The sequence below is a fragment of the Campylobacter sp. BCW_4319 genome (genome assembly GCF_001764435.1).
GTDB lineage: Bacteria > Campylobacterota > Campylobacteria > Campylobacterales > Campylobacteraceae > Campylobacter_D > Campylobacter_D jejuni.
The window spans coordinates 140176-153243 of the sequence record NZ_MKAQ01000018.1; the positions used below are offsets into that span (position 1 = coordinate 140176).

Sequence of the window (13068 nt, forward strand, 5' to 3'; positions counted from 1 at the left end):
TCTAAATATATTAAAATAATATAAGCAAAATCTGTTTCGTTTTGGGGTGAAAAGAAAATATTTATCACACCAAAGGTAAGGTAAAATAAAAATTCTTAGGATCGCTTTGAAAACTTAACTCTCCCTTATGGGCGTTTATGATTTCTTTAGAAAGAGACAAGCCAAGCCCATTGCCTTTAAGTTTTGTTGTTTTAAAAGCTTCAAAAACCAATTTCTCATCTTTTATTTCACAACCATTATCATACACTCTGATACATATTTTTTCATTATCACAACTTGCTAAAATTTTAATCATAGGCTTTTCACATTCGCTTTCTTCTATCGCATCAATAGCATTATAAATCAAATTTTGCAAAACCAAACCAAGAAGAGCTTTATCAGCACAAATCTGCTTATCCAAAAAAGATATTTCAAAGTCTATTTGAGAAGTGAAATTATAAGAGTTAATAGCACTTTCACACTCTTCTTTTAACTCTAAAAGATTAAAATTTAAAGCATTGATGTGCACACCCTTAGTAAAAAGTAAAGTTGAATTTACGATACGCTCTACTCTAGCAATAGCCTTTTGGATTTCAAGAACTATATGCTTATTTTTAAGCTCACTACGAGCAAAAAGAGTTGAAGCAAGCAAAGATATAGATCCAATAGGATTTCTTATCTCATGTGCCAAATGAGCCGCTACACTACCCATGCTTGCAAGCCTTTCATTGCGTTTTTCATCGCTAATATCTGTAGCTGAAACTATAGTTTTTTCATTATGTGCTATGATTTTTACCGCATAAAACCTACCTTCAAATTCAAGCTCATCGCGAATTTTATCAAGACTAATGATACTAAGTAATTTTGGATTTTTCAAGGCTTCTTGATTTTGTAAAATAATATTTTTTTCTTTATCTAAAATCCAAAGTGCACTAGGCAATACCTCTATAATCTCATCAACCATTGCGCGTAAGGAATTATAGTTTTCATTTAAAGTTTTGTATTCATTTTCTATTACATAAGTTTGTTCTATAAGACTTTCTAAGCCTTTTTGTAGGGTTTCTTTTTCATTTGAGTCTAAACTTTTTAAAATACTTTCATTCATTTATCATTCCTCTAATAAAATCTTAAAATCATTCAAATCAAGTAAAAGCAAATTCTGTTCGCATATTTTATCAAATTCCTTGCTAAAACCATTTTTTGAGATTATAATGTAATAATTTGGAGCCAAATTTAAAGACTTTGCTTTTGATTTTAAAAGATTTAAAATATTTTTACAAATTTTTTTATTTTTAAATTTAACTTCTCCGACAAAACACAAATTTTCATCTTGATAATAAAGATCAAGTTCTAAATTCTTATCCCAGTAGCTTTGCACTCCATTGATATTGAATTTTTTCTCAAGCAATTCTCTAGAAAGTTGTTCAAAACAAAAACTTTGATAAAGCTCAAATTTTTCCTTAATGCATTCTAAAACTTCTTTATAACGATTTTGCAAAATAAGCTTTTCATTGGGCTTTAAAAAATAAAAAAAGAAACGAGTAAAATGGTTGCTAAATATAATCTTATCTTGGACAACATAAGATCTTAGTTCTTTTTTGATTTTTTGTCTTTTATCTTTTATTTTTTTAGCTTCCTTGCTATACTCAAGTTTTATTATACCTGTTTCTAAAAGATATTTAAGTGTAGATAAAGCTTTAAAATGCTGAATTTTTCTATTGATAGAAAAACGCTTGCGATTGTTTTTAGCTAGCAAAGTAAGAGCATAAGAACTTGTTTCATCCAAGGCGAAATAACTTTTAATTTTTAGATAATCATCAAGCAAAATTCGCTCTATATTTGTAAATACATCGTCTTCAAAATTTAAAATGTTTAATTTTTCAAAACCTTCAAACACACTATAAAAATCAAAAAGCTTACTTAAAGACAAATTCTTATGCAAATCTACAAAGTTCTTAAATTTTATATTTTTCCTTTTATAAAGCATTTTTATAGTATAATTTTAGCAAATTTTTATAAGGATTGTATTTGCAAATTTCAGATTTAAAAAAAGAATTGATCTTAAAAAAAGGTATTTTGCATTTTGACTTCACAGCAAGTGCTTTAGCTCTAAAATGTGTAGAAAAAGAAATTTCAAAAATTCTTCCAACCTATGCAAACACACATTCTGATAGCTCTTTAAATTCTTTTAAAACTCAACAAACTTACGAACAAGCAAGAAAAGATATAAAAAAAAGTTTATCATTAGATGAAAATTTTGCCCTTATAGCCTGCGGAACAGGATCAAGCAGTGCTATTAAAAAATTTCAAGAATTGATCGGCATTTACATTCCCCCTCTTGTAAAAGAAAGATATTTTACGCAAATTGATAAAAATACCTTACCTTTAGTTATCGTAGGGCCTTATGAGCATCATTCTAATGAACTTTCATTTCGAGAAGGCTTGTGCGAATGTATTAGAATTCCCTTGGATAAAAATGGGGAAATTGATTTTGATTTTCTAGAAAAAACTTTACAAAAAAACAAAAAAAGAAAAATAATCGCTAGCTTTTCTTTAGCTTCAAATGTTACTGGGATATTAAGTGATTACAAACGCATTTCTGAAATGGTTCGTAAATTTAAAGGGATAGTTGCTTTTGATGCATCTAGTTTTATTCCCTATAAAAACATATCTTGTCAATACTATGATGCGTTGTTTATAAGTTCTCATAAATTAATCGGTGGTATTGGCGGTTCTGGACTTTTAGCTATCAAAAAAGATCTTTGTGGAAACAAGCCTAGCTTTGCAGCAGGTGGAACTGTGGGCTATGTTTCTCGCACTTCACAATGCTACCTTTGTAATGAAGAAGCTTTAGAGGAAGGAGGAACACCTGGAATTTTACAACTCATTCGCGCTAGCTTGGCTTTTAAAATCAAAGATTCTATAGGGGTTAAAAATATAGAAAAAAAAGAAGAAATTTTAAAAGATTATTTTTTTGAAAAACTAAAAACTATACCTAATTTAATTTTATACGCAAAGAATTTAAAAACCCGATTGCCTATTTTTGCTTTCAATATCAAAGGAATTTCTCCTTTTGATATCGCTTACGAACTTAGTAAAAAATACCACATAGAAACACGCGCTGGATGTGCTTGTGCTGGGCCTTATGGTCATGATTTGCTAGGCTTAAAAGATAATCAAAAACTTAAAACAAAACCAGGTTGGTTAAGAATAAGCTTGCATTATACGCATGAAAAAGAGAATATTGATTATTTTTTTAATGCTTTAAATAAAACTATAGTAAAATTATCGCATTAAAATATTATAGTTTTATTATTATGTATAAAAATTCTATCTTCAAAAACCAAATCAAGTGCTTTTGAAAGAACATCTTTTTCTATATTTCTACCTGCTTGCTGCATATCTTGCCAAGTAAATTCATGGTTTACAGGTAAAACAGCTTGAGTGATAATAGGACCTTCATCAAGATTATTATTTACAAAATGTGCCGTAGCTCCAATTATTTTAACCCCTCTTTCAAAGGCTTGTTTATAAGGATTTGCTCCTATAAATGCAGGTAAGAAAGAATGGTGAATATTTATAATCTTACCTTCAAAATGCCTAACAAAATCAGGAGATAAAATTCTCATATATTTTGCCAAAACCAAATAATCAAATTTATATTGTTCAAGACATTTTAAAATCTGATTTTCTTGCTCTTTACGATCTAAATTTTCAGCGCTGATAAAATGATAAGGAATTTCAAATTTCTCAACTAAATCCTTTAAAGAGTTGTGATTTGAAATCACAGCTTTGATATTTGCTTCAAGTTCGTTACTATAATGCTTTATTAGCAAATCTCCTAAACAATGACTTTCTTTAGTAGCAAAAACAACAATATCTTTTTTTCTCTTCTCGCAAAGCTCTATCAAGGCTTCTTGTCCAAGCATAGCCTCAAGCGTTCCTATAAAAGCTTCTTTATCAAACTCACCTTCTAAAAGAGCACGAAAAAAAAACATTCCTTCGCCTACAAATTCATCGTTTTTTACTATATTGATATGATATTTAAAAATAACATCAGAAATTCTATAAATTAAACCTTTTTGATCTTTGGTGCAAATTTTTAATACAGAAATCATTTAGCTAAACCTTTTATATATTCTTTTAATTCATTCTCTCTTGCTTCTTGAAGCTTTAAACCAAGAATTTTACCACAAAATCCAGCATTTATGAAATCTTTTGCTAAAATTTTACTTTCAAACTTATTCTCATAAAGCCCTAATCTTTTAGCTTGCTCAATACGCTTTTTACTCCAAAGTCCAAGCCATTCCTTCAAAGGCATTTCAAAAGCAATTTTTGCTAGTTCAAAATCACTTATATCATCAAGATAAAAAGCTTGATTTGCGTATTTTAGGTATTCTTTTTTAAGTTTGGTTCTTTTAAAAAATATATCTTTTTCTAAATTAAAAAAATTCAAATACAAATACAAGAATAAAGCATCGCTTTTTACAAATTCTCTACTTTGTCTGAGTAAATTTTGAAATTCCAAACTCATAAAAACACTCTCAAAGCCAAAAATCTGTTTTTCTAAGCCAAGTTCTTGTAAATATCTATAGCCGACATCAAGTCTAGGACTTTTAAAGAATTTACAAAGCTCCGCATTGATCCTATCTTTGCTAAGATCAGTTATATCCATACTTTGCATCAATTTCAAGCTTTCACTAGTTATCTTAAAGTTAAACCTTGAGGCAAATACTACTGCTCTTAATACCCTTAAACTATCCTCTTGAAAGCTTTGTTTATCAATATGCCTTAAAAAGCCTGCTCCTAGATCTTTTAATCCTCCGTAAAAATCTAAAAACTCATCGTTAAAAAGATTAATCATCATAGAATTTATGGTAAAATCACGTCTTTTGGCGCCAAGTTTTTCATCATTGCAAATTTGAACTTCAAAACCTTTATGTCCATAGCTTATTTTGTTTTCAGTTCTAGCAAGAGCTAAATCATAATTTTTAAACTTACACACAAAAAAACTTTTTCCAAAGCCTTGTGCGCCCAATTTTTGCATAATCTTTTCAAAATCTTTAGGTTTTATATCATAAAGCTCTATATCATAGTCACAAATTTTTAAGCCTAAAAACAAATCCCTAACGCTACCTCCAACCAAATACACTCGTTTGGTATAAGGCTTTAAAAACTCAGCAATAAACTGTAAATCGGGATTATTTTTTAAGCTTATCTTCGATATTTGCAAGCAAAAACTCTAAAAAATTTATGGTCAAGTTTAACCTATTTTCAAGATCATCTTTTTTTATGCTATTTAAACCTTCAAAAAGAACTAAAATTCTCTCTCTAAGATGTTTTAAAAAAATATCCTCATTAAGCGTTTGAACCTCTGTCATAACACTAGGATTTAAAATTTCACTTTGTAAAAAAGGCTCTTCTTTTTTAAACTCTTTATTTTCCTGAGTAGAAATTTCAATATTATTTTGTATTTTTTGCTCTTCTTCAAATTTTGCCATAGAAATTTTATCTTCTAAGTCTTGCGGAGTATCAAGCTCTTCGCATACAAACTCCATAGGCGGTAATTCATCTTTTATTTCAGTTTTTCTATTTAATTCTTGTTCTTTTAAAATTTCATTTTGTCTTCTTTGCTCTTCCATGATAGAGCTAACTTCGCTAATGGTTTTTTTAGCTAAATCTTCCAAATTCATATTTTTATCAACCACCTTTTAAATTCATTAATTTCTTCATCGCTTTTCATATTAATAAAAAAATCCAACATTTGAGTGTTTAAATCTTTATGCTTGGATCTAAAACCACTAAGACGACGAACCGCATCAATAGCGTTTTGGTTATCCGGATCTTCTTTTAAGATATTTTTATAAATTTCTAAAGCTTCGTCTTTTAACCCTTGAGCCTCATAGATAGAAGCTTCAGTGACTGTATTTTTCATCACTGTTTCCTAAAATTTTTCTTTAATTCTAGCAAAAAGCTTTTTAATTTATCTTTAAGAAAATAAAATGATTTTTAATGTCTATTTTGTTTTAAACAATTTTTCTATATATTCTTTTTTTTCTTTCTCTAAACTAGAATTTAATTCTTTTTGTTCTTTTTTAACTTGCACTTTTAAATCTTGATTTTTAAAATACACATAATCAATTCCAAAAATAACACCAATTATAATAAGCAATGGGATTAAAAATACCATCTTTACACTTTAAGAAAATTGATTAAATACACTACCATAGTAGCGAACATTCTCAGCATTTTCATTTTTTTCTATCGTTTCTATTGCGCCACTATTGATTGCTTTTTGGATATCATCATTTAAATCTTGATAAGAAAAAACCATATTAATACTGATAATATTTGGCAATTTCTCAAGCATTTTATAAGAGTTTAATTCATCTTCTAAATTTTCACTTTCAATCACAACTATAATCTTTTCATTTTCACAAAGTTCTACAGAACAAAAAGGAATTTCAGATATAGCCTTTTTTAAATCATTTATATATTCTTCTTTTGCTAAAATCAAAACACTAGAAAGATTATTCATCAATACTCCTAAACATTATACTATCACCAAAGCCTGAAACGATAAAATCTTTATTGTTTAAAAAAATAATAAACTCACTCATCAAATTTTCATTATTAAAAGTTTTAACAGGCTTAAAATCACTTGTGCTAAAAACTTCACTAACTCCAGCTTCATTATCGCTATAAACAGCGAATTCTCCATTAGGACTTAAAGCACAAGTATATATCAAAAAATCTTTTTGCAAAAAATTTTGCTCTTCATTTTTTACAACTCCTATACGCCTATCCGTTCCACAACTTAAAATAATATTATTTTTAAAATCTACTTGATAGATATTATCTTTATGCATTTTATCATAGTTTTTTAACATCTTCCAATTTTTCAAATCAAAAAGTTCTACTTCGCCACTCTCAAAACCTGCAACTAGTCTACCCTTATCTTCATTTAAAACTGCATCATTAAGACTAGAATGGGAAAAATTAAATTTTTTTATATTCTTTAAGCTTTTATCAATCAATTCTATTTCAGAACCAATAGAAATCAAAAGATAAGTATTTTCATTGATAAAAAATGCTTTTATTATGCTATTTTCTTCGAGCTTTTTGATTTGTAAATTTTCCTTATAAAAACTTAAATTTTTAGCACCAAAATCACCCTCGCTAAGTATTAAAAGTGTATGTTTAAAAATATCAATGTTGTAAATTTTAGCAAAATCATCACCATAATAATTTTTAATCTTTGGCAAAGATAAAAGTTCTTTTAAACTTTTATCTTTAATGTTATATTGCAAAATTTCACCTTTATCAGTGCCTATATATAAGTTTTGCTTATCAAGCTTTAAAGCTGTTATATTGGCATTTAATTTCAGCTCATAAGCATAAGACAAAACACAAAAAAGACTCAAAATAAAAAGAAATTTTTTCATTTATTTACTTTACACCCTCATTAATCACATCAATTAAATTTGAACGACTTTTTAATTGTTCATTTTTAAATTCAGGTTTAAAGCTATTTCCCACTAAAGGTTTTGCATCGCTTTGTGGAACATGACACTGAGTACAATTAAAACGACTATCGCTAATCATATCTCCTGTGGTTTTATTGTGTCTAAAATCATAATAATGACTAGCAGGAAGTGGAGTTGCACCAGCATCTGCTGCTATAGCCTTATCATGGCAGCTTAAGCACATATTGTTATCTTTAGTTATAGGTAACAAATCTTCAATAGCATGCGGAATTAATGGTGGTGCATTTTCATAAGAACGCTCAAAACGAGTAGATTCCCCAGGTTGTAAAGTTGTGAAATTTGCTTCCACTAAATTTACTTTATTTTCATTTTCTAAACTTGCTTTTCTAAGTCCAATTTGTTCCGAACTTACCCCACTATTCATTGCACAAGCGGCAAAAAATACCACTGCAGCACTTCCTAATAAAACCAATTTCTTCTTCATCATTTATTCCTTAAATCAAAAATATTAAAATTCAAAGCATCATCATTACAAACTTCTATACATCTTGCACACCTTATACACTCTCCTGATTTCACGCTAGTACTTTCTTTTCCAACCATCCACAAAACCTGTTTTTCAGGACAAATACGGATACATTCATAACATTTAGTGCATTTATCACTATCATGCTTTATTTTAAGCAAAGCAAAACGAGAAATAAAAGCATAAAAAGCTCCTAGTGGACAAAAATGTGAACAAATTGCCCTAGGGCTTAAAAAAGTATCGATACAAAAAAGTATAAAGGCTACAAAAATCCAAGAACTTGTAGCAAAAATAATCCCTCTATGTATCATTCCTATATAAGAAAAACTTTCAAACACAGGCAATGAAAATACAAAAGAAAGGACTAAAACCAAGACCAACACAAAATAGCGTAAATTTTTAGGTAAAATTAAAAATTTATTATTAAGGGTTAATTTATTTCGCACAAAAGCAGCAAAATCTGTGATTAAATTAACAGGACAAACCCAAGAGCAAAAAACCCTTCCTAAAAGCAAACCATAGATAAAAAATATAATCAAAGCTCCTATTAAAGCCATTAAATCTATACTCCAGCTTGCTAAAATGATTTGCAAAACCGCAAAAGGATCGCTTAAAGGTATGGTATTAAAAAATCTAGAAGAACTTAAATTTCCCTGCAGGATAAAATCTGTAGCTTTAAAACTAAAAAGCGCTAAAATTCCAAGCTGAACGATGCGTCTAGCAATTAAATACTTCATCACAGTTCTCCATCATTTAAATAATTGGTTGCTTTTTTAGCATCAAAATGTTTTGAAGTATCTGCATTTTTTATACGTCCTTCATCTTTTTCATCCCAGCCTTTTACATAATGAGATCCTGCTTTTCCCAATACATACTCCCTTGGCAAAACACGAATGGCTGGTTTTTCAGTAATACAAGCAAGTTCACAAAGCCCACAACCTACACACACTTCATGATCCACACTAGGTAGTAAAAAAGCGTGCTTGGCGGTGCGTTCATTGCGTTTAAGCTCAAGTTTTAAAGCCCTATCTATCAAAGGACAAGCTCTATAACAAGCATCACATTGAATTCCCCAGTGTGCCACACAAGAAGCACTATCAACAATAGCAATACCCATTTTCAAAGATTCTATACCCTGTTCTAAATGCTTTTTATCTAAAGCATCAGTTGGACATTCTCTAATGCAAGGAATATCCTTACAAAGATAACAAGGAATTTCTCTTGCCTTAAAAAAAGGTGTACCATTTTTTGGACTATCTAACAAGCTAGCAAGCTTTAAAGTATCATAAGGACAGGCTTTTACACAAAGCCCACAACGAATACATTTGCTTAAAAATCTAGCTTCATCTTCAGCCCCAGGAGGACGCAAGGCATAATTATCATCGGCTTTTAAAGCCAAATTAGCCAAAAATCCACCTCCTGTACATAAACATGCAGCCTTAAAGGCACTAACGAAAAATTCTCTTCTACCTTTCATTTAATCAAAACCCTAAATTAAGCCTTATAAATTTTTACAGCACATTTTTTAAAGTCAGTTTGTTTTGAAAGCGGACAAGTCGCATCCAAAGTAACTTTATTGATATATACATTCTCATCAAACCACGGCACATACACAAGTCCTACAGGCGGTTTGTTTCTTCCACGCATATCTACTCTTGCTTTTACTTTACCACGACGAGATTCCACCCAAACCAAATCACCTTGATTTAAGCCTAATTTCTCTCCATCTTTCTCACTCATATAGCAAAGTGCTTCAGGCACAGCACGGTAAAGCTCAGGCACACGCATAGTCATAGTTCCACTATGCCAATGCTCTAAAACCCTTCCTGTTGCAAGCCAGAACGGATACTCTTTACTTGGTCTTTCAGGTGCTTTCATAAATGGCCTAAAGAAAATTTTAGCCTTATTTTTAATACTGTGCTCTTTTTCATCTTTAGGAGCTATTAAATCCCCATTTGTAAGCATTTTGTTAAAATCACCATAAAAAGCAAAATCTGAATTTGGAGCCGCTTTTTTGGCATAATAATCAAATTTAGTATTAAATCTCCACTGTGTTTCCTTGCCATTAACCACAGGCCATCTTAAACCCCTTACTTTATGATAGGTATCAAAATCCGCTAAATCATGTCCGTGTCCTAAGCCAAATTTACGATATTCTTCCCAAAGGTATTTTTGAACGAAAAAGCCATAGCCTGTAAATTCTTTTCCGTCACTGCCTTGAATTTTTCTCTCATCGCCCTTAACATCAGTATTATCAAAGCCTTTTGCGATAGCATCGTTTGGATTAAAGCTTTTTGCTTCTTTATTGGCAAATAGTACATCAAAAAGTGTATCATCTTCGCTATAACCCATAGCTTTTGCCTCTTCTAAAACACTTGGCAAGGTAAGCTTATTATCCACTTTTTGCTCTTTCCAAACTTCTTTAAGCTTAAAGCGTTTTGCAAATTCTAAAATTTGCCAAGTATCACTCATGGCAGCACCCACAGGTAAAACTTGCTGTTTCCAATGTTGAGTTCTTCTTTCAGCATTACCATAAGCACCCCATTTTTCATAAATCATAGCACTTGGTAAAATAAGATCAGCTACTTTTGCTGAAATTCCAGGATAACAATCACTTACAACAATAAAATTATCCATTTCTCTTGCTGCTGCGATCCAGTGATTTGCATTTGCAGTGTTTTGCCATGGATTATTCACTTGCACCCATGCAAATTTAATTTTTCCATCTTCTAAATCTCTCATGATATTAAGATAAGGAGAACCTGGTTTTGGGTTGATGGTCTTTGCAGGAACTTTCCAAATTTTTTCAGAAATTTCTCTGTGTTTTGGATTGGCTACAACCATATCTGCAGGCAAACGATGCGAGAAAGTTCCTACTTCCCTAGCTGTTCCACAGGCACTTGGCTGTCCTGTTAAAGAAAAGGCTCCGCTACCTGGTTTAGCTTGCTTTCCTAGTAAAAAATGCACCATATAAGCTTGTTCATTTACCCAAGAACCTCTTGTGTGTTGATTAAAGCCCATAGTCCAAAAACTTACAACTTTGCGATTTTTCTCTATGTAAAGATTAGCTAATTCTTGAAGTTTTTTCTTAAAATCTTCCAAAGACTCATTATCATCACCTTTGGCTACTTTTGCAGTGTATTCCAAAGTATAAGGGGCTAAACCTTTTTTAAATTCTTCAAAAGAAATTTCCCAGTTTTTATCAGCCACACCTTGATGTTTCATTTCAAATTTATCACCCGCTTTAACGCCAAGATAAGATAAAGAAGCAGCCTCTTCATCGTCTAAAGTGATTACATTTTCTTTTTCAACCGTATCTTTTTCACTTTCTTTAAATTTTGGATGATTTGGATTATTTCTCATACCATAACCAATATCAGCATAACCAGTTGCAAATACGCAGTGATCTTTGATAAATTTCATATCCATAGCCTCTGGATGATTATAAACAATCTCTCTTGCTATGTAGTTCCAAATAGCCAAATCTGTATTTGGTTTAAAAATAATTTCAATATCAGCAATATTTGAAGTACGGTTAGAAAAAGTGCTTAGATTAACAACTTTGACTTTATCAAGATTACTTAGTTTTCTATCACTTACTCTTGACCAAAGGATTGGGTGCATTTCAGCCATATTAGCTCCCCAAGTGATGATAGTATCTGTAAGTTCTATATCATCATAACAGCCTGATGGTTCATCTACACCAAAAGTTTGCATAAAACCAACCACTGCAGAGGCCATACAATGTCTTGCATTTGGATCGATATTATTTGTTCTAAAGCCCGCTTTTGCAAGTTTTAAAGCAGCATAACCTTCTTGGATGGTGTATTGCCCACTACCAAAAATCCCTATACCTGTAACGCCGAGTTCATTGTAGGCTTTTTTAAATTGTTTTTCCATTTCATCAAAGGCTCTTTGCCAAGAAACTTGTTGAAATTTGCCTTTTTTATCAAATTCGCCTTTTTCATTCATGCGAAGTAAAGGCATAACAAGACGATCTTCGCCATACATGATCTTAGCATTAAAATAACCTTTGATACAATTAAGTCCGCGATTTACGGGTGCTGCGGGATCACCTTTTGTTGCTACGATTTTGCCATCTTTTCTAGCTATCATAATTCCACAGCCAGTTCCACAAAATCTACAAACAGCTTTATCCCATTTCCAATCTTCTTGCGCGCCAAGCATAGAGCTTGGAACACTAAGCCCTGCAACACTAGCAGCACTTGCAATAGCGGTATTTTTAATAAAATCCCTTCTATTCATCCTTATTCCTCCAAAATAAAAAAATCATCTTATTATAAAAAATGAAGTATAAAAATCTCTTGAAATTTTAATAAAAATAATAATTTTAAAGCTCTATTTTATAGGAGTTTTATTGTCCTTTTTATATTATTCTTACACAAAATAAATATTAAAAATAATCAACTTAACAATTAAAATATAATCAACTTAAAATAATAAAAAAATGAAGATATAAAAATTAAGCCCTAAGAATGGGCTTAATCAAAATTAATGGCAACCACAACCACCGCAGCAGCTAGAACCACCAAAAAATGCATCAAGTTTTGCAATATCTGGCATTTCTGTGATTTCATTTACAAGTTCTTTATATGCCACTTTACCCTCTTTAATCACAAATACGGCACGAGCTAAAAGCCCTTCTAAAGCACCTTCATTTATCAAAACACCATATTTTTCACCAAATTCTTTTGCCACAAAATCACTTGCAACACTTAAATTTTCAATACCTTCTGTACTGCAAAATCTTCCCATAGCAAAAGGTAAGTCCATACTTACTACAATCACTTCAGCACCATTGTAACTGGCTACTTTTTTATTAAATTCTCTAGCCTCTGTAGCACAAACTGGTGTATCTAAGCTTGGAACACTTAAAATGATTTGAGTTTTACCCGCTGCACCGATTTCAATCACGCTTAAATCTTTAGCTTTAAGATTTACCTTAGGAGCATCTACTCCAACTTCTACTAAATTTCCTTTAAGTTTTACAGGATTTCCTTTAAAATTTACTGTACTCATTTAATTTCCTTTTTTGATATTTTAAACATTATTGCA

15 protein-coding genes are annotated in these 13068 nt (G+C 30.8%); 1 reads left to right on the plus strand and 14 read right to left on the minus strand.

Annotation, left to right across the window (positions count from 1 at the left end):
- Positions 1–64: 64 nt before the first annotated feature.
- Positions 65–1084: a fla regulon two-component system sensor histidine kinase FlgS gene (flgS, locus tag AJN56_RS08310; protein ID WP_002859823.1), complete on the minus strand. Its 1020-nt coding sequence runs from the start codon at positions 1082–1084 to the stop codon at positions 65–67.
- A 3-nt stretch (positions 1085–1087) separates the two neighbouring features.
- A complete protein-coding gene (locus AJN56_RS08315; protein ID WP_011812736.1) occupies positions 1088–1966 on the minus strand; it encodes a DUF234 domain-containing protein in 879 nt (292 codons plus the stop codon).
- Between the two features lie 35 nt (positions 1967–2001).
- Between AJN56_RS08315 and AJN56_RS08320 the strand changes: the two genes are divergently transcribed.
- Positions 2002–3276: an aminotransferase class V-fold PLP-dependent enzyme gene (locus AJN56_RS08320; protein ID WP_079254187.1), complete on the plus strand. Its 1275-nt coding sequence runs from the start codon at positions 2002–2004 to the stop codon at positions 3274–3276.
- Here the strand turns inward: AJN56_RS08320 and purU are convergent.
- The 12 genes from purU to tpx form a co-directional block, all read right to left on the minus strand.
- Entirely contained in the window at positions 3273–4097 is an 825-nt protein-coding gene (gene purU, locus AJN56_RS08325) for a formyltetrahydrofolate deformylase (RefSeq protein ID WP_002857007.1), read from the minus strand. The two genes, AJN56_RS08320 and purU, sit on opposite strands and share 4 nt — an antisense overlap.
- A complete protein-coding gene (locus AJN56_RS08330; RefSeq protein WP_011812735.1) occupies positions 4094–5212 on the minus strand; it encodes a CCA tRNA nucleotidyltransferase in 1119 nt (372 codons plus the stop codon). The genes purU and AJN56_RS08330 overlap by 4 nt, the downstream gene beginning before the upstream one ends.
- A complete protein-coding gene (locus AJN56_RS08335) occupies positions 5181–5672 on the minus strand; it encodes a CiaD-like domain-containing protein (protein WP_002856776.1) in 492 nt (163 codons plus the stop codon). Before AJN56_RS08335 ends, AJN56_RS08330 begins: the two co-directional genes overlap by 32 nt.
- Positions 5669–5917, minus strand: coding sequence for a tetratricopeptide repeat protein (locus AJN56_RS08340; protein ID WP_002859818.1), 249 nt, complete (start codon positions 5915–5917; stop codon positions 5669–5671). The genes AJN56_RS08335 and AJN56_RS08340 overlap by 4 nt, the downstream gene beginning before the upstream one ends.
- 78 nt (positions 5918–5995) lie before the next feature.
- Positions 5996–6169, minus strand: coding sequence for a Sec-independent protein translocase subunit TatA2 (gene tatA2 / locus AJN56_RS08345; RefSeq protein WP_002852615.1), 174 nt, complete (start codon positions 6167–6169; stop codon positions 5996–5998).
- A 9-nt stretch (positions 6170–6178) separates the two neighbouring features.
- A complete protein-coding gene (locus tag AJN56_RS08350; protein WP_002852435.1) occupies positions 6179–6517 on the minus strand; it encodes a chaperone NapD in 339 nt (112 codons plus the stop codon).
- Positions 6510–7424 carry a WD40 repeat domain-containing protein gene (locus tag AJN56_RS08355; RefSeq protein WP_002857025.1) on the minus strand — a complete coding sequence of 305 codons (915 nt, stop codon included), beginning with the start codon at positions 7422–7424 and terminating at the stop codon, positions 6510–6512. The genes AJN56_RS08350 and AJN56_RS08355 overlap by 8 nt, the downstream gene beginning before the upstream one ends.
- 4 nt (positions 7425–7428) lie before the next feature.
- Complete coding sequence (locus tag AJN56_RS08360) at positions 7429–7953, minus strand: nitrate reductase cytochrome c-type subunit (protein ID WP_010891887.1); 525 nt, start codon at positions 7951–7953, stop codon at positions 7429–7431.
- Positions 7950–8732 (minus strand): quinol dehydrogenase ferredoxin subunit NapH, encoded by a 783-nt coding sequence (gene napH / locus AJN56_RS08365; RefSeq protein ID WP_072238685.1) that lies wholly within the window; start codon positions 8730–8732, stop codon positions 7950–7952. Before napH ends, AJN56_RS08360 begins: the two co-directional genes overlap by 4 nt.
- A complete protein-coding gene (gene napG, locus AJN56_RS08370) occupies positions 8729–9469 on the minus strand; it encodes a ferredoxin-type protein NapG (RefSeq protein WP_002866909.1) in 741 nt (246 codons plus the stop codon). The genes napH and napG overlap by 4 nt, the downstream gene beginning before the upstream one ends.
- A 17-nt stretch (positions 9470–9486) precedes the next feature.
- Positions 9487–12258, minus strand: a complete 2772-nt coding sequence (gene napA, locus AJN56_RS08375; RefSeq protein WP_002869179.1) for a periplasmic nitrate reductase subunit alpha — start codon at positions 12256–12258, stop codon at positions 9487–9489.
- A 246-nt stretch (positions 12259–12504) separates the two neighbouring features.
- Positions 12505–13032: a thiol peroxidase gene (gene tpx / locus AJN56_RS08380; protein WP_070246361.1), complete on the minus strand. Its 528-nt coding sequence runs from the start codon at positions 13030–13032 to the stop codon at positions 12505–12507.
- Positions 13033–13068 lie beyond the last annotated feature (36 nt).

Excerpts from the sequence above, each read along its gene's own strand:
- flgS (WP_002859823.1), bottom strand. The coding sequence starts at position 1,084 with ATGAATGAAAGTATTTTAAAAAGTTTAGACTCAAATGAAAAAGAAACC.
- AJN56_RS08315 (WP_011812736.1), bottom strand. The coding sequence starts at position 1,966 with ATGCTTTATAAAAGGAAAAATATAAAATTTAAGAACTTTGTAGATTTG.
- purU (WP_002857007.1), bottom strand. The coding sequence starts at position 4,097 with ATGATTTCTGTATTAAAAATTTGCACCAAAGATCAAAAAGGTTTAATT.
- AJN56_RS08335 (WP_002856776.1), bottom strand. The coding sequence starts at position 5,672 with ATGAATTTGGAAGATTTAGCTAAAAAAACCATTAGCGAAGTTAGCTCT.
- tatA2 (WP_002852615.1), bottom strand. The coding sequence starts at position 6,169 with ATGGTATTTTTAATCCCATTGCTTATTATAATTGGTGTTATTTTTGGA.
- AJN56_RS08350 (WP_002852435.1), bottom strand. The coding sequence starts at position 6,517 with ATGAATAATCTTTCTAGTGTTTTGATTTTAGCAAAAGAAGAATATATA.
- AJN56_RS08355 (WP_002857025.1), bottom strand. The coding sequence starts at position 7,424 with ATGAAAAAATTTCTTTTTATTTTGAGTCTTTTTTGTGTTTTGTCTTAT.
- AJN56_RS08360 (WP_010891887.1), bottom strand. The coding sequence starts at position 7,953 with ATGATGAAGAAGAAATTGGTTTTATTAGGAAGTGCTGCAGTGGTATTT.
- napG (WP_002866909.1), bottom strand. The coding sequence starts at position 9,469 with ATGAAAGGTAGAAGAGAATTTTTCGTTAGTGCCTTTAAGGCTGCATGT.
- napA (WP_002869179.1), bottom strand. The coding sequence starts at position 12,258 with ATGAATAGAAGGGATTTTATTAAAAATACCGCTATTGCAAGTGCTGCT.
- tpx (WP_070246361.1), bottom strand. The coding sequence starts at position 13,032 with ATGAGTACAGTAAATTTTAAAGGAAATCCTGTAAAACTTAAAGGAAAT.